Source organism: Brevibacterium sp. FME37, assembly GCF_014897485.1.
Taxonomy (GTDB): Bacteria; Actinomycetota; Actinomycetes; order Actinomycetales; family Brevibacteriaceae; genus Brevibacterium.
The window spans coordinates 302188-325228 of record NZ_JABUYE010000004.1; the positions used below are offsets into that span (position 1 = coordinate 302188).

At 63.0% G+C, this 23041-nt stretch carries 20 protein-coding genes; 11 read left to right on the forward strand and 9 right to left on the reverse strand.

Annotated elements, in window-relative coordinates:
* Positions 1-174: 174 nt before the first annotated feature.
* The 5 genes from INT29_RS07435 to INT29_RS07455 all read right to left on the reverse strand — a co-directional run bounded on the left by INT29_RS07435 (position 175) and on the right by INT29_RS07455 (position 6127).
* Positions 175-462: a WXG100 family type VII secretion target gene (locus tag INT29_RS07435; protein ID WP_101574580.1), complete on the reverse strand. Its 288-nt coding sequence runs from the start codon at positions 460-462 to the stop codon at positions 175-177.
* A 180-nt stretch (positions 463-642) separates the two neighbouring features.
* Positions 643-2676 (reverse strand): trypsin-like peptidase domain-containing protein, encoded by a 2034-nt coding sequence (locus tag INT29_RS07440; RefSeq protein WP_193071250.1) that lies wholly within the window; start codon positions 2674-2676, stop codon positions 643-645.
* Entirely contained in the window at positions 2673-4547 is a 1875-nt protein-coding gene (locus tag INT29_RS07445) for a sensor histidine kinase (protein WP_193071251.1), read from the reverse strand. The genes INT29_RS07440 and INT29_RS07445 overlap by 4 nt, the downstream gene beginning before the upstream one ends.
* Before the next feature lie 30 nt (positions 4548-4577).
* Positions 4578-5333 carry a response regulator transcription factor gene (locus tag INT29_RS07450; RefSeq protein WP_009881891.1) on the reverse strand — a complete coding sequence of 252 codons (756 nt, stop codon included), beginning with the start codon at positions 5331-5333 and terminating at the stop codon, positions 4578-4580.
* Positions 5334-5527: 194 nt separating this feature from the next.
* Positions 5528-6127: a CGNR zinc finger domain-containing protein gene (locus tag INT29_RS07455; protein ID WP_226831161.1), complete on the reverse strand. Its 600-nt coding sequence runs from the start codon at positions 6125-6127 to the stop codon at positions 5528-5530.
* A gap of 239 nt (positions 6128-6366) precedes the next feature.
* Between INT29_RS07455 and INT29_RS07460 the strand changes: the two genes are divergently transcribed.
* Positions 6367-7326: an EamA family transporter gene (locus INT29_RS07460; protein ID WP_226831163.1), complete on the forward strand. Its 960-nt coding sequence runs from the start codon at positions 6367-6369 to the stop codon at positions 7324-7326.
* Between the two features lie 419 nt (positions 7327-7745).
* Here INT29_RS07460 and INT29_RS07465 read toward each other — a convergent pair whose 3' ends face one another.
* Positions 7746-9380: a DNA repair helicase XPB gene (locus INT29_RS07465; RefSeq protein WP_101574577.1), complete on the reverse strand. Its 1635-nt coding sequence runs from the start codon at positions 9378-9380 to the stop codon at positions 7746-7748.
* A gap of 58 nt (positions 9381-9438) precedes the next feature.
* Entirely contained in the window at positions 9439-11607 is a 2169-nt protein-coding gene (locus INT29_RS07470) for a helicase-associated domain-containing protein (RefSeq protein ID WP_226831165.1), read from the reverse strand.
* A 72-nt stretch (positions 11608-11679) separates the two neighbouring features.
* Here INT29_RS07470 and INT29_RS07475 point away from each other — a divergent pair, with 72 nt between their 5' ends.
* From INT29_RS07475 to INT29_RS07495, 5 genes are all read left to right on the forward strand, one after another.
* Positions 11680-11910 carry a hypothetical protein gene (locus tag INT29_RS07475; RefSeq protein WP_101574576.1) on the forward strand — a complete coding sequence of 77 codons (231 nt, stop codon included), beginning with the start codon at positions 11680-11682 and terminating at the stop codon, positions 11908-11910.
* A 430-nt stretch (positions 11911-12340) separates the two neighbouring features.
* Positions 12341-12721, forward strand: a complete 381-nt coding sequence (locus INT29_RS07480; RefSeq protein WP_101574575.1) for a cold-shock protein — start codon at positions 12341-12343, stop codon at positions 12719-12721.
* Positions 12721-13704 carry a DUF3027 domain-containing protein gene (locus tag INT29_RS07485; RefSeq protein ID WP_193071252.1) on the forward strand — a complete coding sequence of 328 codons (984 nt, stop codon included), beginning with the start codon at positions 12721-12723 and terminating at the stop codon, positions 13702-13704. Before INT29_RS07480 ends, INT29_RS07485 begins: the two co-directional genes overlap by 1 nt.
* 8 nt (positions 13705-13712) lie before the next feature.
* Entirely contained in the window at positions 13713-14972 is a 1260-nt protein-coding gene (locus tag INT29_RS07490) for an MFS transporter (RefSeq protein ID WP_193071253.1), read from the forward strand.
* 149 nt (positions 14973-15121) lie between these two features.
* Positions 15122-15619 carry a DUF456 domain-containing protein gene (locus INT29_RS07495; protein WP_101574572.1) on the forward strand — a complete coding sequence of 166 codons (498 nt, stop codon included), beginning with the start codon at positions 15122-15124 and terminating at the stop codon, positions 15617-15619.
* A gap of 266 nt (positions 15620-15885) precedes the next feature.
* Here the strand turns inward: INT29_RS07495 and serC are convergent, their stop codons facing one another.
* Positions 15886-17043, reverse strand: coding sequence for a phosphoserine transaminase (gene serC, locus INT29_RS07500; RefSeq protein WP_193071254.1), 1158 nt, complete (start codon positions 17041-17043; stop codon positions 15886-15888).
* A gap of 157 nt (positions 17044-17200) precedes the next feature.
* On the opposite strand from serC, the gene pdxH reads away from it, so the two are divergent.
* From pdxH to INT29_RS07525, 5 genes are all read left to right on the forward strand, one after another.
* Positions 17201-17872 carry a pyridoxamine 5'-phosphate oxidase gene (gene pdxH, locus INT29_RS07505; protein ID WP_193071255.1) on the forward strand — a complete coding sequence of 224 codons (672 nt, stop codon included), beginning with the start codon at positions 17201-17203 and terminating at the stop codon, positions 17870-17872.
* A gap of 245 nt (positions 17873-18117) precedes the next feature.
* On the forward strand, positions 18118-18804 hold the full coding sequence (locus INT29_RS07510) for a metal-dependent transcriptional regulator (protein WP_101574570.1): 687 nt from the start codon (positions 18118-18120) through the stop codon (positions 18802-18804).
* A gap of 471 nt (positions 18805-19275) precedes the next feature.
* Positions 19276-20097 carry a C40 family peptidase gene (locus INT29_RS07515; protein ID WP_101574569.1) on the forward strand — a complete coding sequence of 274 codons (822 nt, stop codon included), beginning with the start codon at positions 19276-19278 and terminating at the stop codon, positions 20095-20097.
* A 453-nt stretch (positions 20098-20550) separates the two neighbouring features.
* Entirely contained in the window at positions 20551-21051 is a 501-nt protein-coding gene (locus INT29_RS07520; protein WP_101574568.1) for an HNH endonuclease, read from the forward strand.
* A gap of 141 nt (positions 21052-21192) precedes the next feature.
* A complete protein-coding gene (locus tag INT29_RS07525; protein WP_101574567.1) occupies positions 21193-22257 on the forward strand; it encodes a universal stress protein in 1065 nt (354 codons plus the stop codon).
* 87 nt (positions 22258-22344) lie between these two features.
* Here the strand turns inward: INT29_RS07525 and INT29_RS07530 are convergent, their stop codons facing one another.
* A complete protein-coding gene (locus INT29_RS07530) occupies positions 22345-22965 on the reverse strand; it encodes a class F sortase (RefSeq protein WP_193071256.1) in 621 nt (206 codons plus the stop codon).
* Between the last annotated feature and the right edge of the window lie 76 nt (positions 22966-23041).

A 23041-nucleotide genomic window follows, 5' to 3' on the forward strand; every position in this document is an offset into this window, starting at 1 on the left:
GACCGATCGTCTCCGTACCTGGAGAAACCCTGTCAGCACCGCCGCGAACTATCGCTATCAGCCTACTAACAAAGGCTGACAATTTGCCAGACGTGGACACAGAACTCGAACAGATAATCGAGGCGAGAATCGGCGACGACAGCATGCCGTGGCATGCTGTCGGGGGCTTGGCGCTCAGGGGGCGAAGAGCCGGGAATTCGCGGCTTCGACCTCAGAGTACTGAGCGGCCGCTGTGTTGAGCGCCCCGTGGATCGAGGTCAGCGATTCGAACAGCTGTTTCTGTGCGCCCTCCCACTCATTGATGACTGTCTGGAAGTTCTGTGCAGCGCTTCCCTTCCAACACTCCTGCAAGGTGAGAAGATTCCTCAGCATCGTGTTGGACTCCGCAACAAGTGTGCGCGCGGTTCCTGCTGTGGAAGCGGCTGCAGATGAGACGCGTTCGGCGTCGACTTCGAAACTCATGACTTCTCCTGACGGTGGGCACCGGAACTCGGTACGAGGGACCGGGACTCTCATCAGCATCACCGCTCGCTCGCGCTGGAAGAAGCCCAGAGAAAGAGGGTGTGGATAGCGCTTGGCTGTCCACACCCTCAACGCACATGAGTCAGATCGCCATCCACAGCGATCTGCACTCAAGTGGTGCTACTTCAGTACCAGCGTTGTCTTCAACGTCTGTTCCTGTCCGCCGCGGATCACCGTGAAATCGACGGGAGAGTTCGTCGGCTGTGCGCGGACGAGCGCACGCAGCGCAATCGCGTTGTTGACTTTTGTCCCGGACACGGACACGATGTCGTCGCCGTCTTTGAAGCCTGCCTTCGCTGCTGGTGATCCGGACTGCACCGACTGCACCTTGGCGCTGCCGCGAGTGGTGCCGCCGCTGTTGATCTGTCCGTCCGTGAGCGTGATCCCGAGGAACGGGTGCAGCGCCTTGCCGTTGGCGATGAGCTGGTCGGCGATCATCACAGCCTGTGAAGAGGGGATGGCGAACCCGATGCCGATCGATCCCGACTGGCCGTCCTCACCTGCCTGGCTCAATGAGGCGGCAGCGGAGTTGACGCCGATGAAGTTGCCATCGCCGTCCACGAGCGGGCCGCCGGAGTTGCCGGGGTTGATCGCCGCATCCGTCTGGATGGCGTTCGTGATCGTCATCTCCTTCTCCTGCGAAGTCGCGTCCTCGCCGATGTTCTCCGTCGACACAGGACGGTCGAGGGCTGAGACGATGCCGGTGGTGACCGAGTCAGCGAGGCCGAGGGGGTTGCCCAATGCCATCACCGGGTCTCCGACCTTCATCTTCTTCGAGTCGCCGACGGGCAGAGGATCGACGTCCTTGGGAACCTGGTCGAGTTTGATGACCGCGATATCGGTCGACGGATCGCGCCCGACGATTTTGGCCTTCATCGTCTCACCGCTCTTCATCGTCACCGCGATCTCACCGGAGGGCGTGTCTGCCGGGGCCACCACGTGGTTGTTCGTGATGACGTGCCCCTGGTCGTCGTAGAGCGAGCCCGAACCCAGAGCCTGGACCTTGCCATCGGTGCCGACCTGAATCGACACGACACTCTGGGACGTCTGCTTCGCGACCTCGGTCCAGTCCGGGGTTTCAATCGTCTGACCGGCGACCTTGCGCGGTTCATCCCCTCCGAGGGCACTGACCGCGTAGCTCCCGCCGAAGGCAGCACCTCCGCCCAGCAGGGCGGCGATCAACGCGATGGCGATGGTCGCACCCCAGCCCGGTCCCCGCTTCTCTCGCCGAGGTGGTGCTTCGCTTCCGTACGGCCCGGGGCCTCCCGGTCCTCCTGGGCCTCCTGGCGCGCCGGGCCCACCCGGACCCCCTGGCCCGGACTGGAATCCCGCGGAACCGGAAGCGGGGTACCCGCCCTGGTTCGGCTGATTGCCGTAATGACCGTGGGCATTTGCGCCTGTGCCGGCAGCGGCGCCTGCACCCGCTCCCGCAGCGACTCCGACTCCTGCACCAAGTGCAGGCTGTCCGGCACCCTGAGAATACGGAGTGCCGTATGGGGCATTGGCATCAGTGGGGGAGTTGGGGCCGGCCTGCGCTGGTCCGTTGGGTGTGGTGGCTCTGGCATAGGGGTAGCCGTTGTGACTGCTGGTGCCATTGTCTGGGCTGCGGTCAAAGCGCTGGCTGCTGCCGTAGTTCTGGCTCGGTCCCTGGCCTGGCTGTCCGGGCTGGCCGGTCTGGCCTCTCGAACCATCAACAGGGGGCTGAGCGCGAGTCGGCTGTCCCTGCGGGGGATTCTGATCCTGGTTGTGATCGAACCTCTGGCCCTGCCTGGGGTCCTGTCCTTGCCATGGAGCCTGGCCTTGACCAGCATTGCCGCCTTGGCCCTGGTCCTGCTCCGGGCTGTCCGGACCGTTCTGCCTGTTCTGGCTGTTCGGGCCGGTCGGTCGGGCCGAGGGCGCGACGGGTGGGCTGACGCGGGCCGGGCCGTTCGAACCGTTGGCGCTGTTCGACCCGTTCGGGAAGGTGCGTGGGATCTCTGCCGAACGGCGGGACCCGTCTGTGGGTCTTTGAGGTCCTGCAGTCGAGTTGCGGGGGACGTCTGAGGAGTCGCGTGAGCCATCTGCATCTGTGGGGAACGTGCGGTGGTCCTGATCCCCGTGCCGTCCCCGGTTGTTGGAGTTGTAGCCCTGATTGTTAGGGTCGTTGCTGCTCATCGCTCGTCCTTTCGTGCGTCCGGAGCGCTGTCTTCAGTTTCTGAGATGGGCAGATCGATGCGGAACGTTGCACCGCCGCCCGGTGTCTGGTGCACTGTGATCGAGCCGTGGTGGTTCTCCACGATCGCTTTGACGATGGAGAGTCCGAGGCCGGACCCGCCGGTGTCGCGAGTCCTGGAGACGTCGAGGCGGTAGAACCGTTCGAAGATCCGAGGAACGACCTCGGGGTCGATCCCGTCGCCGTGGTCGCGCACCTCGATCCTGACTCGCCCGTTGGGGAAACCGCGCAGCGATTCGTCGACGGTGATGGACCCCGCTGCTGTCATGTCCGGCACGATGCCGGTCGGTGTCTGAGCGTCGCTCTGATCATTGCCGGTGGAGTCGCCTCGGCGGAAGATGCGTACACCGCCGGTGACGAATCCGCGCTCGCGGGACTTGTCCTTCGCCGCTGACTTGTTCGCGTTCGCCACCACCTTGTTCGAACCGGTCTTGGTGCCGGTACCTTGGCCATTTGCAGACTCTGCTGAGTCCGCAGCAGCCTCGGTGCTGCCTCCGACAACGCCGACGGCGAATTCGATGGCCGTGTGCTCTGGCGTGTGTCGGACAGCGTTGCCGGCGAGGTTGATGATGACCTGACGGATCTTCGACTCCGATCCGCGGATCATCGGCACAGGCTGCGCGTCCTCTCCATCGAGTCCGATGAAGCTGATGTCGCGGTCGGGAGCCTGGGCAGCCGCGTCGGCGGCGGCGTCGCGGGCGATTCGATGGAGGTCGATGGGCCCGATCTCGGCAGGTCGCTGTTCATCGAGACGGGCGAGGACGACGAGGTCGTCGACGAGTACGCCCATCCGCTTGGCTTCGGACTCCATGCGTTCCATGGCGTTGCCGATGTCATCTGACTTCGTAATCGCACCCTGCCGATAGAGCTCGGCATAGCCGCGAATGGTGACCAACGGTGTGCGCAGCTCGTGCGAGGCGTCGGAGACGAACTGGCGGATGCGCTTCTCCGATCGCGTCTGTCCGTCGAAGGAATCCTCGATGCGGCCCAACATCGTGTTCAGCGCACCCGAGAGGCGGCCGAGCTCGGTGTTGCGAGGGAACGTCGGCACCCTCTGACTCAGGTCACCGGCTGCGATCCGTGAAGCAGTCTTCTCAATGTCACGCAGCGGCCGGAACGTGTTGTTGATCGCCCAGTATCCGACGCCTGCGACCAAGGCCAGAGCCAACAGTCCGATGCCGATCATCGTGTTGCGGGCACGTTCGTTGATGTTGTCGATTTCGCGATCGAAGGGCACCGCGATCGAGACGAGCACATCGGTGTTCTGGACCTTCATCGCTCGCGCTCGCCACTTCGAGTTGGTCCCCGTGACGGTGAATGGTTCACCGCCGCGTGAGTAGACCTGGGACTCGTTGATCCTCGGCAGGATCGGGCGGTTGCCCGACTCCGGAGCCACAGGGTCGCTGATCGGTTTGCCGCTCGTGTCATAGAACTGAACGTAGAATCCCTCGGGCATCAGGCTCTTGAGCTCATCCCACGAGCTCGAATCGATCGTGGTGGGAGTCTCGGTCGAAGAATCCGACCCGTGGCTGTCCTTACCCGAATCCGGTGTCTGATGCTTACTCGACTGTGTCGCTTGCAGCTGGGCAGGCTGGAACACATCCTGATAGGCCTGCTTCGCAAGGGTCTCCGAGGCATTGATGAGTCTCTCATCGGTGCGCTCGACGAGGCTGTCGCGGAGATTTTCGAGCACCCAAGCACTCGTTCCGGAGAGAACGAGCAGCATGAGCAACATCATGATGGCCAGCAGCTTGGTGGTCAGCGACCATTCTTCCCAGAAGCCGGGGCGGGTGGGACGGGATTCTTTTGCCACGTGATTAATCTAGCGCCTGAGCTTGTCCGACTACTTGGATTCCGGTGTGCGCAGCATGTAGCCCACACCGCGCTTGGTCTGAATCATCGGTGTCCACTCCATCTCCACAGGGTGTCCTGCGGCGTCTGTCTCGGGCGTAACATCGATCTTGCGTCGCAGGTAGGAGATGTAGGACTCGACGATTCCGGTGTCGCCGCCGAAGTCGTATTCCCAGACATGGTCGAGGATCTGAGACTTCGAGAGCACCCGATTGGTGTTGAGCATGAGGTAGCGCAGCAGCTTGAACTCGGTGGGGGAGAGATCGATGAGGATTCCCGAGCGACGCACCTCATGAGTGTCGTCATCGAGTTCGAGATCGCCGGCCATGATGACGGCGTTCTCTTCGTCTTCGAGGCTGCGGGTCCGACGCAGCACGGCGCGGATGCGGGCGACGACCTCTTCGAGGCTGAAGGGCTTCGTGACATAGTCGTCGCCGCCGACGGTGAGGCCGGTGATCTTGTCCGAAGTGTCATCACGGGCGGTGAGGAACACGACAGGAGCATTCATGCCGATCTGGCGCAGGCGACGGGTGACTGTGAAGCCGTCCATGTCCGGCAGCATCACGTCGAGGACGAGGAGATCAGGGTTGGTCTGCTCGGCCAGACGAAGAGCTTCAGCACCATTGGCGGCCGAGACGACGTCGAAGCCGGCGAAGCGCAGACTGGTCGAGAGGAGTTCGCGGATATTGGGCTCATCGTCGACAACGAGGAGTGTGGCTTCGATGTCGGTATCGTTTGCTGTAGTCATGCATCCAGTCTGAATATCAATTCTGAGAGTCGCTTGACAGTTACCTGAATGCGATTGTGAGCCAGGTCACTGAAAAACTCTCGGGAAAGTCCTGTGGGCCCCGAAGCGCCGCATGCGCTCTCAGGAATGGTGTGACGAATTGAGCAATATTTGCGCTCGCGCACAGCCTGCACACAGAGAAGGCAGGCTCGACCTCACGAGCCTGCCTGGCGGGCCCGGAAGGCGGCCACGTGCGTGCGGTTGGCGCAGTTGCCGGTGTCGCAGAAGCGCTTCGAGCGGTTGCGGCTGAAGTCGGCCAGATAGGCTCCGCAGTCTTCCGCCGCACAGCGTCCCAGTCGGTCTAGGTCCCCGCTGCGGATGAGGTCGATGAGTACAAGGGCGACGTCGGCCGCCACGCGATCGGCAAGACTCGCCGCCTGCCCCACTGCGTGCAGGTGCCAATCCCAGCTTCCATGCTTGACCAGCTGTGGCAGCGCGCCGGTCTCGCGGAGCGTGATATTCACCTCATTGACGACGCCTTCTTCGCCCGCTTCGACCTCAGCATCGGTCTGGGCATCGATGCTCGAGTCGAGCACGACGGCAAATCGTTCACGCAGCTCACGAGTCTCCTCGACGTCGGGCTTCGTGGCCTGGAAGGGGCCGGAGAAGTCGTGTCGGGCAGCGAATCCGTGGAGTCCGGCAGTCGTCGTCAGCTCATCTCCCGCCTCGGCGATGGTGCCGGAGGTGTTGAGGAGATCGACGAGCATGGTGAGATTCGAGCGAATGTCGTAGGCGAAAGTCATTGTGAATGACATTCTGCCACACCATGTAAGGGTCAAAGTGTATTTGACTCATTTCATGGTGGTGGGAAATACTGGTCAAGGCGGACAACGCTGTCGCATCATCACGCGCCGCATCGCACATATCGGCCGCGAGCAGCATCGTGACTGCACTGCACCACATGTACGTCCGCAGTTCACATCCACTCATCACAACCACCTCGGCGAGGGAAAGAGTCCTACGTCGAGTCCGCGCGCATCTCAGGAGGTCAAGAATGAATCGCACCGTCGTCATGGGGTTTCTGCTGACTCTGGCCTCCGCGTTCTTCTTCGCGGTCTCAGGCCCGATCGCGAAGACGATGTATGCGATCGGGTGGACTCCTGGCTCCGTCGTCCTCATTCGCCTCGCGGGCTCGGCCATTCTGCTGCTCATCCCCAGCCTCATCGCTCTGCGTGGACGTTGGGATGAGGTGCGCCGGCACTGGAAGACCGTGCTCACTTACGGGCTGGTGTCGATGGCAGGTGTGCAGGGCTTCTACTTCGTCGCCGTCGAGCACCTCACCGTCGCTGTTGCGCTGTTGCTGGAGATGACGGCACCGATGCTCATCGTGTTCTGGATCTGGGCACGTACCCGGGCCCGTCCCGCGACCGTGACCTTCATCGGGGTGGTGATCTCGATGTTCGGGCTGGTGCTTGTCCTCAACCTCCGCGACTCCGACATCAGCATCTTCGGCGTCATCATGGCACTTGCCGCGGCAGTCTGCCTGGCCAGTTACTTCCTGGTCTCGGCGAAGGACTCCATCAATGTTCCACCGGTCGCGCTGACCGGCTTGGGCATGGGCGTGGGCGCATTGGCCATGTCCATCATCGTGTTCTCGGGAGTTATGCCTGCCGGCATCGTCACCGCCGACGTCGACTTCGGCGGATACGCGGTTTCCTGGATCCTGCCCATGGCGATGATCGTCGTCTTCACAGTGGGCGCCTACATCACGGGCATCCTGGGACTGCGCTACATCGGGGCCACGGTCGGCTCCTTCGTCAACCTCATCGAGGTTCCATTCTCCGTCATCGTGGCTTGGCTGATCCTGTTTGAGATGCCAGCGCCCATCCAACTCTTCGGCGGTGTGTTCATCGTCGGCGGCGTCGGCTTCATCAAATGGGGCGAGGCGCGCCTGGCCCGCCGAGTGGCCTCCCGCGAGGTCATCGTCCGGGCCGAGGAGCTCGCTGCGGTCTGAGGCTGACCTCCATTACGAGTGGGCGTAGGCGAGGAGGCGCACTTGTGGGCGCACTCGATGACGCACGCTCAAGTATGCGCATGAGGGTGAGCGGCCCGGGGTTGCTTTAGGCGACTTCGCTTTCGGGCTTCAGTATTCCAGCGCGACAAGTCACGATGATCCCGGCCAGTAGAATCAGCAGACTCCCGCCCGCTTGCCACCATCCGTTCCACCACCCGCTGATGCTGTCTCCGCGAATGGGGGATTCGTCTGCCTATCGGCCACCGTCCGGGCGCCGAGCAACGTTTAGTGGGATTGACCAGCGCCCGGAAGATGGTTGAGCGGTGTGGCAGCCTTCGCTAAACCTCCCTGACGTCACTAATTGCGCCCGGCGCCGGGGCGGTTTAGTGACGTCGGAGTGGTTTAGCGGCGTGGTCCCCTCAGCGGACCTCGATGTCGTAGCTGTAGCCCTGCTCGGTGAGAAAGCGGCGACGCTGGGCCGCGAAGTGCTCGTCGACTGTGTCGGCGGCGACGACGGTATAGAACGTCGCGGAGCCCGAATCTTCCTTCGGTCGCAGGATCCGACCCAGTCGCTGAGCTTCCTCCTGCCGGGAGCCGAAGGCACCGGAGACCTGGATTGCCACCGAGGCGGCCGGCAGGTCGACGGAGAAGTTCGCGACCTTCGACACCACGAGCACAGGGATCTGTCCCGAACGGAATTCGCGGAAGAGTTCCTGGCGCTGCGATTCCGGAGTCTGCCCGGTCAGCACGGGGGCGTCGAGGCCGGCCCCGATCTCCTCGAGCTGATCGAGGTACTGCCCGATGACGAGGATCTGTGCATTGGGATGGTCGGCGACGAGCTCGCGCACGATCGGCAGCTTCGCATCCGAGGTGGCCGCGAGCCGGTACCGATCCTCACCGTCGGCACGTGCATAGGCCGTGCGTGTCCCGCCGTCGAGACGGACCCGAATCTCATGACAGGACGCGGTGGCGATGTAGCCCATGCGTTCGAGTTCCTTCCACGGAACCTCGTACTGCTTGGGGCCGATGAGGGAGAACACCTCATCCTCACGTCCGTCCTCGCGCACCAGTGTGGCGGTGAGACCGAGGCGTCGCCGGGCCTGCAGGCTCGCGGTGAGACGGAAGATCGGTGCGGGCAGGAGGTGGACCTCGTCATAGATGACCAGCCCCCAGTCCTTGGCGTCGAGGAGCTCCAGGTGCAGGTAGGAGCCTTTGCGGCGGGTCGTCAGCACCTGATAGGTGGCGATGGTGATCGGTCGGATCTCCTTCGTCGACCCCGAGTACTCACCGACCTCATCCTCGGTCAGCGAGGTGCGGGCGAGGATCTCGTCCTTCCACTGCCGGGCGGCCACCGAGTTCGTCACAAGGATCAGCGTCGTCGTCTGCACCCGCGACATCGTGGCCACGCCGACGATGGTCTTGCCGGCACCGCAGGGCAGAACCACGACACCGGACTCACCGCTGAGGGAATGGTCGATCGCTTCCTTCTGATAGTCACGCAGATGCCACTGACCACCATGGGCGTCATCGGACAAGGCGATCTCGTGGGCCTCGCCGTCGACATAACCGGCATGGTCGGAGACAGGATGGCCCAGTTGCAGCAGCGCATGCTTGAGCTCACCGCGTTCCGAAGGATGGACGAGGACGGATTCGGCGTCGAGGGATTTGCCGAACTTGCCCACCAGGTCCGGCTGCTCGATGAGAGAGGCGAGCAGCTCGGTGTCCGTTGAGGTCAGGGTCAGTCCATGGATCGGATTCTCGATGAGGGTGAGGACTCCGAACCGGTCCATGATGTCGACGATGTCGACGAGCAGCTCATGGGGCACCGGGTATTTCGCGAACTCGAGGAGGACGTCGACGACGGACTCCGCATCATGTCCGCTGGCGCGGGCGTTCCACAGCCCCAAGGGGGTGATCGTGTACGTGTGAATGTACTCCGGCGTCCGCGAGAGCTGAGCGAACGGCGCGATCGCCACGGCCGCCTCGACGGCCAGGGTGTGCCCCGATTCCAGCAGCACAGTCCGGTCGGACTGCACGATCAACGGACCGTTCATGTAAGTTCCTGCTTCTTTCCACGCCGAGGTGACTTCCGAGGGCCTAACGTCTGTGGCCTCAGGATTGTTCCTCCACCCCGTCGGACCTACCGGACCCGTCAGACCGGTCGCTGGACTCGTCGCCGACCACATCGACGCTGACGATGCGTGCGATCGACAGAGACGCCTCGGCGCCGGTGGTCTTCACCTTGCCGCGCACACGTCCACCGTTGACGGTGGCCGGGAGCATTTCGATGACGCGTTCCTTCCCATGCGAGTCGGCGAGCGTGATCGTGACCTGCTGACTGGCCGCGGCGGCCTCCCGGAGGCGATCCATGTGTCCCAGCGGCTCATCCGTGCTCGTGGCCGGTGCCGCGCGAGCTCCGGGGGAGCGGAGGATGCGGATGTAATCATCAAGGTGGGCATCGTCGACCCGTGCACGTTTGCGCAGGTGCACCTCGGGATCGGCCTGGGTGATGACCTTGCGTTTGCGCACCGGCCCGGACGGCGAGTGCAGCATGGCATGGTGCTCGGCGGACTCGAGCAGATGCATGGTGCGTTCTGGGCCCAGCTGCCCGACCGCCACTGTCGGTGCCAGACGTTCCAGACCGGCCGGCAGCATGGCCTGGTCGGAGAGGATGACGTCGAGGTCGACGGGATCGTCGACGACGAGGACGGCACGGGCTCCGGCAACCTGGACGCGGCGCAGTTTCGACGCCGTGTTCTCGACGAGGAAGTTCAGTGTCGAGGGCAGGGGCTCGGCGCTGATCTCGGCGAGCTGGGCCAAGGCATCCTCGGCATTGATGCCGGTCTGCATGCTCGCTTCGATCGTGTCGGCATCGATGCGGTACACGGTTCCCTGCCCGCGCGCTTCGACGACGGCGAACTTACGCAGAATGTGGTGGACACGGGGTTCGATGGGCCCGGTCGCCACGGCCGTGAGATCTGACTGGATGAGCACGGTCTCGACCTCATCGACGAGCCCGAGGCGGACCGCGTCGACGACGTCGCTGGGCACGTCGAGGCCCTCGAGGCTGAAGTTCACCGGTGCGATCGAGGGATCCTGGGCGGCCTGGTTACTCATCGCAGACCGAAGGCCCGCTGCGAGGAGAACACCGAACCTGCTGGGCCCGAAATGCTCGGAATTCTGCAGCGGGGTCGTCGCCAGGCCGAAGGCACCAGCGGTGTGCAGGATCGCCTCTGTCATCGCGAATTCGTGGGCTGGGATGAGTGGACGCCTGTCCAGCACTTGCGCGTGGATCCACTCGGCCGATCGTGAGGACCCCTGACCGATGTCGGCGAGGATCTCCAGGATGGTGAAGCGCAGCAGCGGCATCGTCGGCTGCGACTGGCTGAAGCCCTTGAACAGGGACTTCTTCGGCGAGGCGAGGACGGTGAGGCGTTCGTTGGCGCTGGCCCCAGCCGCCAACTGGGTGACGTCGAGGGTTTCGCGCAGCCACGAGGTCATGAGTGCAGCCCACAGTTCTGCCCTGTCGCCTTCGAGGACATCGGCCGCGTCGTCGCTGGCCGTCCACTGCGGATCCAGTGGGTCATCGAGCACGCCGATGAGGTTCAGTGACTTCGCTGCCAGGAGCAGTGTGATCGTCTGCTCGAGGCTCAGATCGATGGTCTTCCCGATCCGGGTGACGTCTCGTTTGGAGATGCCGCCGCTGGTCAGGCGCGAGATCGGCGAGCTCGCCAGCTCATCGACGAGACCGCGCAGGGAGGAGATGACCTCCGCCACGGCGGCTCGTTCGCTGTTGTGGATGAGTGCCGTCGGGATCGTCTCGGTGCTCGAGTCGATCCCGGACGTGTCCGCCTGCCACGGATGTGCCCGGGCGGATTCGGCCGCCGAGGTGGGCAGAAGTGTGATGGCCTCCGACTGGATCCGCCAGGTGGACTCAGACGGCGATGCCGCCTCGGTGGGGGAGGACGAGGGCCAGGCCAGGCCCAGGTCGCGCAGTCGGGGGAGGACCACCTCGGCGAGGGCAGCGTCGATATGACGATTCTCACCCACGTTGATGTCGGCCGTGGTGCGTGCGGCCTTGGCCAAGTCGATGAAGACGTCGAGCTGTGCCGAAGTCAGCGCTTCGATGCCCCGGGAGACGCCGATGCGCGAGGAAGCGGCCGCGGCCAGCGAAGGAATCGTCGGGGACTCGGGTTGGAGGAGATCGCGACGAGTCCGGACGAAGGACTCGAAGTCGGTATCGGAACTGTGGGACAGCCACTGGCTGAAGGTCATTGACATCGCTGTTCAGTTTAGCCCGAGGGTTACAATAGATGGGCAGAAGAGCTTCTCGGATCTCGGAAAGGACGAGCATTGTCAGCCAAACGTGTCGACACCACCATCGTCGTCGTAGCCGTTGCCGCCGCCCTTGTCGGTGCGCTGGCGCTGATCGGTGTGCTGGGTCAGGCCTGGATGGGCTACGCGCCCTCGCACCTGCTGACATACCTGCCGATGATCCTCCTCCCGATCGCATTCGCCTTGGTCGCGGTGACCCTGGTCAGAGCAGCACTGAGACGCAGACAGACAGAGGTGGGCCAGAGCTGAAACTCGGCCGCTGGTGCTGTCAGCGACACAGTCACTTGGGCTGAGTTGATCGCCTCTCCGCGGGACGATCGCGCAGACAGCGTCGGGCACCCACCTCCACAGACGGCCTTGAGCCGAGGTTGGCCGCAGTCCACGCCCGCATCCGGGCGATCCGGGCAGCCGAGAGTGACAGCGCAGCGCTTCAGCAGATATTCGATCGCTGAGTTCGACTGATGAGAAGATGCGCGAGCACACTGCCGGATCGGATTCGGGAACAGCGCAGAGCCAGGGCCGCGCTGTCGCAGTCAGACGAAACTGCTGGTGACCGAAGCGATCGTGGCCGATCCTGAGGCCAGGCACCGCCGAGCACTTCCACCACTGAGCTTCACCACGTACGAGCACCACCCATTACGAGCTACACCAACTACGAGCATCACCAGGAAAGGACATCATGCCAACCGGACGCGTGAAATGGTTCGACGTCGATAAGGGCTTCGGCTTCGTCACCGCCGAGGACGGCTCTCAGGCCTTCCTCCACTCCTCAGTTCTGCCCGAGGGCGCCGAGGTCACCAAGGGCACCCGCCTCGACTACGATGTGGTCGATTCCCGTCGCGGAGCCCAGGTCCTCAAGGCCCGCCTGCTCTCCGGCCCCGCCAAGGTTGCGAAGGTCCGCAGGCGTCCGGCCGAAGACATGGCAGTTATGGTTGAAGATGTCATCAAAGTACTCGATGACCTCAACAACGGACTGCAGCACGGCCGCTACCCCGACTCTTCCCACGGGAACAAGGTAGCCTCACTGTTGCGGGCAATTGCCGACGATTTGGAGTCCTGATGTCATCACTCTTCAGTGATTGGATGGCCGGCCGGAGTGCCGAGCCGACGAACGACCCTGCGCCCGCTCAGGCGGCGTCGGCTGCGAAGACCCCAAACAATGCGGAGACCGCAGCGGTTGCTGAGACCGCTGCTCCGGCCCAGACTGAGGCGGCAGGGATCGCTGCACCGGCACAGGCTGAGGCTGCTGCGCCGGCGAAGCCGGCCAAGGCCCCGCGGGCGAGTTCGGAGAAGATCGTTCTGGACACACAACTGGCCGCAGCCATCGACACGGCACGTTCCGCCATCGCCGAGGTGGCCGGTAGTTCCGTGATCGGTGACCACCTGGGCACTCTGGCTGAGGGTACCCGCCTGGTCACCCACTATTTCGCGTGCACCGATCCGATCTATCGCGGTTGGCGCTGGGTCGCCGTCCTCGCCCGTGCTCCTCGGGCCAAGAAGGTCACGGTCTGCGAGACGGCCCTTCTGCCTGGCCCCGATTCCCTCGTCGCACCCGAATGGGTCCCCTGGGACCAGCGGGTCGAGCCCGGCGATCTGACCCCTCGCGACACTCTGCCGAAGGTGGAGGACGATCCGAACCTGCAGCAGGGCTTCGAACAGCTCGAAGAGACCTCGGACGGTAATCTGGACGAGATCCCGAATTTTGAGTTCGGACTCGGCCGCCGCCGGGTCCTCTCACCTGAAGGGATCTCAGCTGCCGCGACCAGGTGGGCCGAGTCGGAGACCGGCGGGGAATCCGATTTCGCTGCAAAAGCCTCGGCGCACTGTTCCAGCTGCGGGTACTTCCTGCCGATCGCGGGATCACTGAGACAGAAGTTCGGGGTCTGTGCGAACGGGTGGTCACCGGCCGACGGTAAGGTCGTCGCGCTCGACTTCGGTTGCGGAGCCCACTCTGAGACCGACGTCAGTCGGCAGAGCAACGAGCCTGCCGAAGCCGTCGTCGATGACTACTCCGCCGGCGAACTCGAGTTCCAGGAGGGCTGAGACACTCGATGGCGCACACGTTCCGGTCACTGGCAGAGCCGAACTACCGACATTGGTTCGCTGGTGCCCTGATCTCGAACACCGGAACGTGGATGCAGAGGACGGCCCAGGACTGGATCGTCCTCACCTACCTGACACACAACAACGCCTCGGCCCTGGGCATCACAATGGCGCTGCAGATGGGCCCGCAGCTCATCATGTTCCCCTTTGCCGGAGCGATTGCCGACAGGTTCTCCAAACGCAGGTTGCTCATGGTCACCCAGACCCTGCTGGGCACTGTGGGGCTGCTGCTGTTCGTCCTCGTCATCACCGACACCATTCAGCTCTGGCACGTCTACATGACGGCCTTGGCTCTGGGCATCCTGGCCACCCTCGACAATCCCTCCCGACAGGCCTTCGTCTCTGAGCTCGTCGGTGAGAAACTGCTTCCCAATGCCGTGAGTCTCAACTCCGCATCATTCAACGGTGCACGCATGATCGGTCCCGCCGTCGCCGGAGTCCTCACAGCAGTCATTGGTGCCGGACCGGTGTTCCTCATCAGCGGGCTCGGGTTCGCTGCGACCCTGACTGTGCTCATCCGTTTGGATCAGACCCGGCTGCATCCCACGAGGCGCCGTGGCACCGGCGGGATTCTGGGCGGGTTCAGGTACCTGAGACAACGCCCCGATGTGACGATCGTGCTGATCGTCCTCTTCATCGTCGCGACCTTCGGATTCAACTTCAACATCTATACGGCCACCATGGCCAAGATCGAATTCGACAAGGACGCCTCCGGCTTCGGCCTGCTCAACTCCGTCATGGCGATCGGATCCGTCACTGGGGCACTTGCCTCGGCGAAACGAGAGAAGCCGAGGCTGCGGTTCATCTTCGGAGCTGCAGGAGGCTTCGGCCTCGCGGTGGGAACCGCCTCCCTGATACCCAACTACTATGTCTTCGCGGCGTCGCTGATATTCGTCGGCTTCGCATCGCTGACGATGATGACCTCAGCCAACGCCTATGTGCAGACGACGACTCCGCCGCACTATCGCGGTCGGGTGATGGCCATCTACGCCGCCGTCGTCATGGGTGGCACGCCTATCGGTGCCCCGCTGGCCGGCTGGGTCGCTGACCTGTACGGGCCTCGGATGGCGATGGGTGTCGGAGCCGCCTCGGGCATCATCGCCTTCGCCGTCGGGCTGGTGTGGATGATCGTGGCGAAGAACCTGCGACTGCATTATGACCCCAAGTCTCGGATCCGTCTCCACGTCAGCTACCTCGGTCGCCCCTGAGATCCGGGGTGGCGGTATTGGTCTCTGAACTCTCCCTGAGCCACTCGCGGATCTGCATCGCCTAAGATCGGGGACGCTCGTATGTAACTGAGCGGCTAGGGAACTAGGCAACAAACAACTGAGCAGCACAGCAACAGATCGGACAGACAGTGAACGCGGACATTCTCACCTCGGTGCTGGTCGGGTTGGCTATCCTGGTCGGCTGCCTCGGCATCATCCTTCCCGTCCTGCCGGGATCCATCCTCATCGCCATCGGCGTGCTGGTGTGGGCGATCGTCATCGGGGGACCGATGGCCTGGATCATCTTCGCCGTCGTCGCAGTGTTCGTCGCCGGCGGGATGAGCGCTTCCCTGGTGCTCACGGGCAGAAAACTCAAGGAGATGGCCGTCCCCAACCGGTCCGTGCTGTTGGCCGGTGTCCTCGGCATCATCGGATTCTTCGTGATTCCCGTCGTGGGACTGCCGATCGGCTTCATCGCCGGGCTCTACCTCGCCGAACACACCCGGCTTCACGATGCCAAGGAAGCGTGGGCCTCCAGCTGGGGATCACTCAAGGCGATCGGCATCGGCACCGCCATCGAGTTCGTGCTCGCCTTGCTGGCCGCCATCACCTTCGGAATCGGAAACCTCATCCACTTCCTCGGCTGAGGACACTCAGACGCGTGCCGCACCGCGCCACGCACCGGTGCTCGCAAGTCCTCCAGTTAGCTGCTTTGCCGACAGGCAGTTGAGCACCCCGCACCGTCCGTGCCGAAGACAACCCGGGCAACAGGTCGTTTCGGTGCTGACGGTGCGGGGTGCTCGATGTACTGGCTCAGAACGTCGTTAGCCGACAATGTCGTTAGCCCAGAAGGTCGCTGGCCCAGAGCCTCGCCGGCCGAGAAGACTCCTCGGCCGGCGTCAGTGACGCGACTTCAGGCCAGGGCGTCGATGACGAAGTCGATGCTGGCCAGCAGCGCCTTGACGTCCTCGGGATCGACAGAGACGAACGTAGCGATGCGCAGCTGGTTGCGGCCCAGCTTGCGGTAGGGCTCGACGTCGACGATGCCGTTGTTGCGCAGCACCGAGGCGACGAGGGCCGCGTCGACCGAATCGTCGAAGTCGATGGTGGTCACGACCGACGAGCGATCCTCAGGGTTCTCAACGTAGGGATGAGCCACCTCGGCGGCATGGGCCCAGTCGTAGACGTAACCGGAGGTCTCACGGGTCCGGGCAGTAGCCCACTCGAGACCACCATTGCCGTTGATCCATTCGATCTGCTCGGCCAGGAGCACCAAGGTCGCCACCGCAGGAGTGTTGTAGGTCTGGTCCTTACGCGAATTCTCGATCGCGGTCACGAGATCCAACGACGCGGGAATCCAGCGGCCGGAGTCCTTGATCTCCTGCGCGCGGGCGATGGCCTTGGGCGACATGATCGCCACCCATAGGCCGCCGTCGGAGCCCATGTTCTTCTGCGGTGCGAAGTAGTAGACGTCGGTCGCGGTGATCTCGACGGGCAGGCCGCCGGCACCGGATGTGGCGTCGATGACGACGAGCGCGTCATTGTCGATGCCTTCGGGGCGGGCGATCGTGGTGGCGACGCCGGTTGAGGTTTCGTTGTGCGGCCAGGCATAGACATCGGCCGCGACATCCGAATTTCCGGTCGCCTCGGCGAGGGACGCGGGGGAGGGGACGGCCGATGTGCCCGGTTCGGCCTTGACGATGAGGGAATCCTGCAGGTGAGGGGCCTCATCGGTGGCCTTCGCGAACTTCTGGCCGAACTCGCCGAAGGTGGCGTGTGCGGCCCGCTCGCGCACGAGTCCGAAGGTGGCGACGTCCCAGAAAGCGGTGGATCCGCCGTTGCCCAGGACAACCTCGTAGCCGGAGGGCAGGTTGAAGAGTTCGGCCAGGCCGGTGCGGATGCGACCGACCAGCTTCTTCACGGGTGCTTGGCGGTGGCTGGTGCCCAGCACATCGGTGGCGGAGGAGTTAAGCGCCTCGATCTGGGCTTTGCGGATGCGGGCCGGACCGGCTCCGAATCGTCCGTCGGCGGGCAGGAGTTCGTCTGGGATCGTTATATTCGTGGCAGTCACGCTCGACATTCTACGGCGCACCCATGTGTGATCGACGACCGGCATCGTCATGTTGAGACTTGTCACGCTCGGATCGAGTCGTGTTGGGCGGTCACGCGGGTGTGACTTGTGGGTTCATGGCCTGACGAGTGGCACCGGCTCGCCGTAGAGTGAAGGTATGAGTGAGCCAGTCGACCGATTGCCGCAGACCCGGAAGTCCTACGAGTCCCCGACCTTCGACCATCCGGAGGTCTCGCCGCTCGCGCTGTTTCGACAGTGGTACGACGAGGCCGCGGAGCATGTCCGCGAACCGAACGCGATGACGGTCTCCACCCTCGACGAATGGGGTCCGTCCTCGCGGATCGTCCTGCTCAAAGGCATCGACGAGTCCGGGTTCATGTTCTTCACCGACTACGACTCCGCCAAGGGGCGTCAGCTGCGTGCCGATCCCCGAGTGGCCGTGAACTTCCCCTGGCAGGACATGGAACGTCAGGTCAGGATCCGGGGCCTCGCCGAGGTGGCCGCCACCGAGGACTCGGACGCGTACTTCGCTGTCCGTCCCCATGGATCCCAGATCGCGGCCAGTGTCTCGAAGCAGTCCCAGATCGTCGGCAGCCGCGAACAGATGCAGGCAGAATACGATGCTGCCGTTGCAGAGTACGCGGACAAGGATGTGCCCCGGCCTGAGCATTGGGGCGGGTTCCGAGTTCGTGTCTTCGAGATCGAGTTCTGGCAGGGACAGAAGAACCGCTTCCACGACCGCTGGGCATTCCGACGTGCCGATGGCAGCCACGAACCTGCCGATCTGTCGCAGGCGACCGAGTGGAACCCTGTTCGTCTTTACCCATGATCTGAACGGCCCCTGGGCTGGTACACCTTGGAGAAATATTCGGTTCACTGCCAGTGTTGAGCGGGACAGGCAAAGGTATGATCGATGGGCCGACCGGGGAGTTCGCCGAGCATGAGCCGACGGGCAACAGACGTCGACGTCGCTTGAAGGCACGAGATCGGCTGTACGCGAGATAGGATTGATGCTGAGAACGCCTGAAATGGTCGAATGGGCCTGAAGACGAAGAGTGGAGTGGCTGGTCTTAAGTGAACGACCTCATTGATACAACTGAGATGTACCTCAAGTCGATCATCGAGCTTGAGGAGCAGTCGATCGTGCCGCTGCGCGCCCGGATCGCCGAACGTTTGGATCACTCCGGTCCCACCGTTTCACAGACCGTGGCGAGAATGGAGCGCGACGGACTTCTGCATGTGAGCAACGACCGTCACCTGGAGCTGACAGCCGAGGGTCGTCGGATCGCCACCGAAGTGATGCGCAAACACCGTCTGGCCGAACGGCTCCTCGCCGATGTCGTCGGACTCGAATGGGAACTCGTCCACGACGAAGCATGCCGCTGGGAGCATGTGATGAGCGAGCAGGTCGAACGCAAACTCATCGCTCTGCTTCCAGAGACGGCCTCAGGCCCGTACGGCAACCCGATCCCCGGTCTCGACGTGATCGGCGGAAAGCTGGCGCCAGGCACCGAGGTTGTCGATCTGGCGACCGCTGTGGCTCGCGACGGGGCGAAGGAGCTGCGGATCGCTTGGCTGGCAGAACCCCTGCAAGTCGACATCCACCTCCTGCAGCAGTTCCAGGTCGCTGGTGTCCTGCCCGACAGTGATGTCGAGATCTCACGCAACGGCGAGTACATCACGGTTCAGGTCCCCGGGGCACAGGACGTGCTCGATCTGCCATTGGACACAGCCTCACACGTGTTCGCCTATAAGAAGTAAAAGAAGTAAAAGAAGTAAGCCTTCAAGGAATAGTCCTGCTCTGACGGGCGGGGCGTCTTTGAGGAGCGAGTCGCATCTGCATGATCTCTGCGAAGACAGTCCCGTCACCACCGAAGACAGTCCGGTCACGACCGAAGGTCTCGAACAGGATCGATTTGTTATAAACCGTTTGGTGGGCACGGCCCAGGGAGTGGAATTTCACCCCCTGGGCCGTGTCGTATTACGAGCAAATGTTACGAATATTTCCATCCCTATAGGGGGTCTGACCTGGAGTGTTATGGAAAACCTCAGGGATGACCTCCGTGGTTCGTGACAGAAACGTGACAATCGGTGACCGATTGGTTACAGTTGTGGAGGTCGTTCACGAAAGTGACGACTTTGCATCGAGAGCCGAACGCCACGCTCGATGCAAAATCTCTGAGGACCGAGAGTGGCGGTTGGGATTCTTCCAATAGGTGACGAGAGGGAAACGTGGCAATTAAGCAGCATGGCCGCCGCGCCGCTGAAGCCAAGGTCAAGACCCCATTGACCGAACTGACCGAAATCCTGAATGCCAACTCCGCCGTCTTCGGACGCCGTGCAGCCGTTGTTGCTGCCAGCGGTGGCCTGCTCACCGCAGCAGTCCTTCCAGCAGCAGGACAGGGAGCCGACGACAACGTCGCAGTCTCCGCCGAGTCAGAAGCTCACACGCAGGTTGAATACCAGAACCAGACGGCCACCGTCAATGCTGCTGACGAGTCCAAGGACAAGGACAAGAAGCAGGATTCCTCCTTCAACGCCGACGTCCAGACCGTCACCGCCAAGGCTGCTCCGAAACCAGCGCCTAAGCCAAAACCCGTTGAGGCCGCCGAAGACACTTCAGGCGACTCATCCGATTCCGCAACAGCCGGTTCCTCAGATTCCGGTGACAAGAGCAAAGACTCCGGCTCCGATGATGCCGGCTCGATCGACGGCTCCAAGGCCGAGCAGGTCATGGGCTGGGCAGCCAAAGGCGTCGGAACCCCATACGTCTACGGTGGAACCTCGCAGAGCGGCTGGGACTGCTCCGGTTACACCGCCTGGGTCTACAGCAAGGTCGGTGTGAACCTGCCTCGCAGCTCAGGTGCACAGAAGGCTGCCGGCAAGGTCGTCTCGCAGTCTGAAGCCAAGCCCGGTGACCTCATCTGGCACCCCGGCCACGTCGGCATCTACGCCGGTGGCGGACAGATGTACGATGCCGGTTCCCCAGGTTCAGGCACCTCGAAGCGCAGCTACAGCTGGATGGGCAACGTCACCTTCATCCGCGTTCTCTGATTTAGTTCACACCAAAACTCCCCGCCTGACTCGACGGTCCTCGAATCAGGCGGGGAGTTTTTGCGTCTCTTGCTTGTCTGAAGTTCCCATCTCCTGTTTTGCGGTGCTCCCCTTCGCAGATTGGGTGGACGTTCCTTCCCGGAGGGCAGGAAGCGGTGTCCACCGCCCGCTCAGGTGAACGGCGAGGAAAGAATCCGTGACGCGAGCGATATGAATTCGGTCACAGGGGAGGGTTGGCGTTAGTCTTATAAAGATTGAGTTGGCGTAAGTGATGGGAAATCAGATGGGCCACAGTCGCATAGGACGAATATCCGCTCCAGTTACTGGCGCGGAGTACATATCTGTGTCTGTCCCTTCTTTCAAGGCGTTGTGCTGCGGCACGGCGCCTTTTGCGTTTCCCGGGTCCGTGTCGATCGACCGGGTCCGCACTCACATGAAGATGAGGGGCGGGATATGAAGACTCTCGTGCTGAATGCCGGATATGAACCACTGTCGATCGTTCCGTTCACCAGGGCAGTGGTCCTAGTGCTCACGGGGAAGGCGACGGTCCTGGCCGCTGAGGATGTTCCGGTGAGATCTGAGCACCTGAACCTCGACCAGCCATCGGTCATTCTGCTCACCCGCTATGTCAGGCCGCCCCACAACCGCCGGGTCTCGCTCTCTCGGCGGGGCGTGCTGCGCCGGGATAACCACCGTTGCGCGTACTGCGCGAAGCCTGCGACGACGGTCGATCATGTCGTTCCGCGTTCACGCGGTGGGGTCAACAGTTGGGAGAACCTCGTTGCCTGCTGCCGTGAGTGCAACAACCGCAAGGGAAACAGGACGCTGGCCGAGATCGGGTGGAAGCTCAGCTTCCAGCCCAGGGAGCCGCGGACCGGGCAGTTCTGGATGCGCGGGGTTGAGAAACCGGTCGAACAATGGCGCCCATTTCTGGAACTCTCCCAGGCTGCCTGAAGCGACACCCTTCCAGGCCACCGGAGCAATGTCCGCACTATGGCCCATTTCCGATAACGATGTGACATAGGCGGAGGCCTTGCCCTGATTCTGATTTAGGGTGGACACGAGAGTAGTTCGCTTCAAGATGAGGAGCTTGCGATGAACGAGCAAGACCGAACCCCGAACGCCGATGCAGCACCTGCGGGGGAGCCTGACGCTGTTGTCGTCGGCATCGACGGTTCGCCACCCAGCCGCAATGCTCTGGCGTGGGCAATCCAGGAAGCGAGGTCGCTGAGCAAGCCGATCCGTCTGGTCGGGGCCTACACGATCCCCAGCGTGGCTGCAGCCGCGATCGACGTCTCCTACGTTCCGATCGATGACACGTCGATCCGGGCGGCAGTGACGAATACCCTCAAAGAAGCCGCCGCCGAGGTGAAGGCGGCCGGCGTGCCGGTCGAAGCCGTGATCGAAATCGGCGACGCCGCCGGTGTCCTCATCGACGAATCGAAGTCGGGAAGCCTGGCCGTTGTCGGTTCCCGCGGTCGAGGCGGATTCGCTGGGCGTCTGCTCGGCACTGTGTCCAGCGCCCTCCCGGCTCACTCCGCGTGCCCAACTGTCGTCGTGCCCGCCTCGTGGCAGTCTGATGTGGAGAAGACCGCGCACCCCACATCCTCACGACCGATCCGACAGGACGGCATCGTCGTCGAAGAGCCTGACCCCAATGTTGAAGCCATCGAAGGGCTGCGCTTCGACGGCAAGGTCGTCGTCGGTGTCGATTCCCTCGGCGCAGAGTCTCCGGCATTGTGGAAGGCAGCTCGACTGGCCGTGCGCCGAGGGTCGCCGTTGCACATCGTTGCCGTCATCACGACGACCGTGATCGGCCCCGAATGGCTGCCAAGCACCGCCGACCTCGAGCGGCTTGTCAACGAAGGCGCCGATAAGCTCGTCGTGGCCAAACAGCACCTGCAGGCCGAGTTCCCGAACCTCGATGTCACCTGGACTCTGTTCGACGGCCAGCCCGCCGAGGTGCTCGTCCGTGCCTCTGACACCGCCGAGGTGCTTGTCATCGGTTCTCGTGGCCGTGGAGGCTTCGCAGGGTTGCTTCTCGGTTCGACCTCGCAGTCTGTGCTCCCGTACTCACAGTGCCCGACCATGGTCGTTCGTGTCACTCGCGACCACAACAAGCGTCGACACGACGGGGATACTCCCGAACCAGGGCTGTGACGTGGGTGGCGGCGTCGGATCAGCGATACTTGCTCAAGTCGGTCTGTGGATGTCGCGTAGGTCGGTTCGGGACCGTCCGTTGAGCTGCTAGTCGGCGACGGCCTCGATGACGACATTGTCAGCTGAACGACCGGAGGCGCGCTGCAGACAGGTGAGGATGACGAGGCGGCCAGGTTCATCGGCCCACACGCGATCATCTCCGGAGATGTCCGTCTTGGACACAGTGTAGGAGTCGGTCACCGTGTAGTCGCGGTCTTGGAGAGTGACCGACTCGCCCGTTTCGACAGCCGCCGTGCCTGCATCGACATCGATGAGTGTGTTCCCTGGCAGCTCGGCACCTTGCACGGAGTGAATGGCAACGTAGGTGGTGCCGCGTTCGGGGTGGTCAGGGGTGCCGTGATTGCGCACCACATAGCCGTTGTGAAGCCCCGGGGGATTGATCGCGCCATTGACTTCGGTCATGGATTCCAGCCCGGTATCCAGACCCACCGACGGGACCTGGAAGTCTCCGTCGAGGGCTTCGATCTGCATATCCTCTACCTCGGCCTCGTCTGGGGGCTCTTCCAGCTGGATCCGAGCGTCGTCCTCGACGGTGCTCTGTTCATCAGAGAGTCCCTGGACGAGCATCCATGCCCCTGCGCAGATAAGTGCGATGATGACGACAGTGACCGGGAAGGACCACCAGCTGCGCAGTATGCGTGGCGTCATGCTTTCCTTTCATATGCCGGTGGCGGCCACTGCAGCAGTGACCGCCACCGAGTCATGACCTAATCCTCGAGTCTTG

Coding starts and splice junctions, on each gene's coding strand:
- INT29_RS07435 (WP_101574580.1), bottom strand. CDS start 462: ATGAGTTTCGAAGTCGACGCCGAACGCGTCTCATCTGCAGCCGCTTCC.
- INT29_RS07460 (WP_226831163.1), top strand. CDS start 6,367: ATGAATCGCACCGTCGTCATGGGGTTTCTGCTGACTCTGGCCTCCGCG.
- INT29_RS07480 (WP_101574575.1), top strand. CDS start 12,341: ATGCCAACCGGACGCGTGAAATGGTTCGACGTCGATAAGGGCTTCGGC.
- pdxH (WP_193071255.1), top strand. CDS start 17,201: ATGAGTGAGCCAGTCGACCGATTGCCGCAGACCCGGAAGTCCTACGAG.
- INT29_RS07485 (WP_193071252.1), top strand. CDS start 12,721: ATGTCATCACTCTTCAGTGATTGGATGGCCGGCCGGAGTGCCGAGCCG.
- INT29_RS07440 (WP_193071250.1), bottom strand. CDS start 2,676: ATGAGCAGCAACGACCCTAACAATCAGGGCTACAACTCCAACAACCGG.
- INT29_RS07465 (WP_101574577.1), bottom strand. CDS start 9,380: ATGAACGGTCCGTTGATCGTGCAGTCCGACCGGACTGTGCTGCTGGAA.
- INT29_RS07490 (WP_193071253.1), top strand. CDS start 13,713: ATGGCGCACACGTTCCGGTCACTGGCAGAGCCGAACTACCGACATTGG.
- INT29_RS07525 (WP_101574567.1), top strand. CDS start 21,193: ATGAACGAGCAAGACCGAACCCCGAACGCCGATGCAGCACCTGCGGGG.
- INT29_RS07520 (WP_101574568.1), top strand. CDS start 20,551: ATGAAGACTCTCGTGCTGAATGCCGGATATGAACCACTGTCGATCGTT.
- INT29_RS07450 (WP_009881891.1), bottom strand. CDS start 5,333: ATGACTACAGCAAACGATACCGACATCGAAGCCACACTCCTCGTTGTC.
- INT29_RS07455 (WP_226831161.1), bottom strand. CDS start 6,127: ATGTCATTCACAATGACTTTCGCCTACGACATTCGCTCGAATCTCACC.
- INT29_RS07470 (WP_226831165.1), bottom strand. CDS start 11,607: ATGTCAATGACCTTCAGCCAGTGGCTGTCCCACAGTTCCGATACCGAC.
- INT29_RS07530 (WP_193071256.1), bottom strand. CDS start 22,965: ATGACGCCACGCATACTGCGCAGCTGGTGGTCCTTCCCGGTCACTGTC.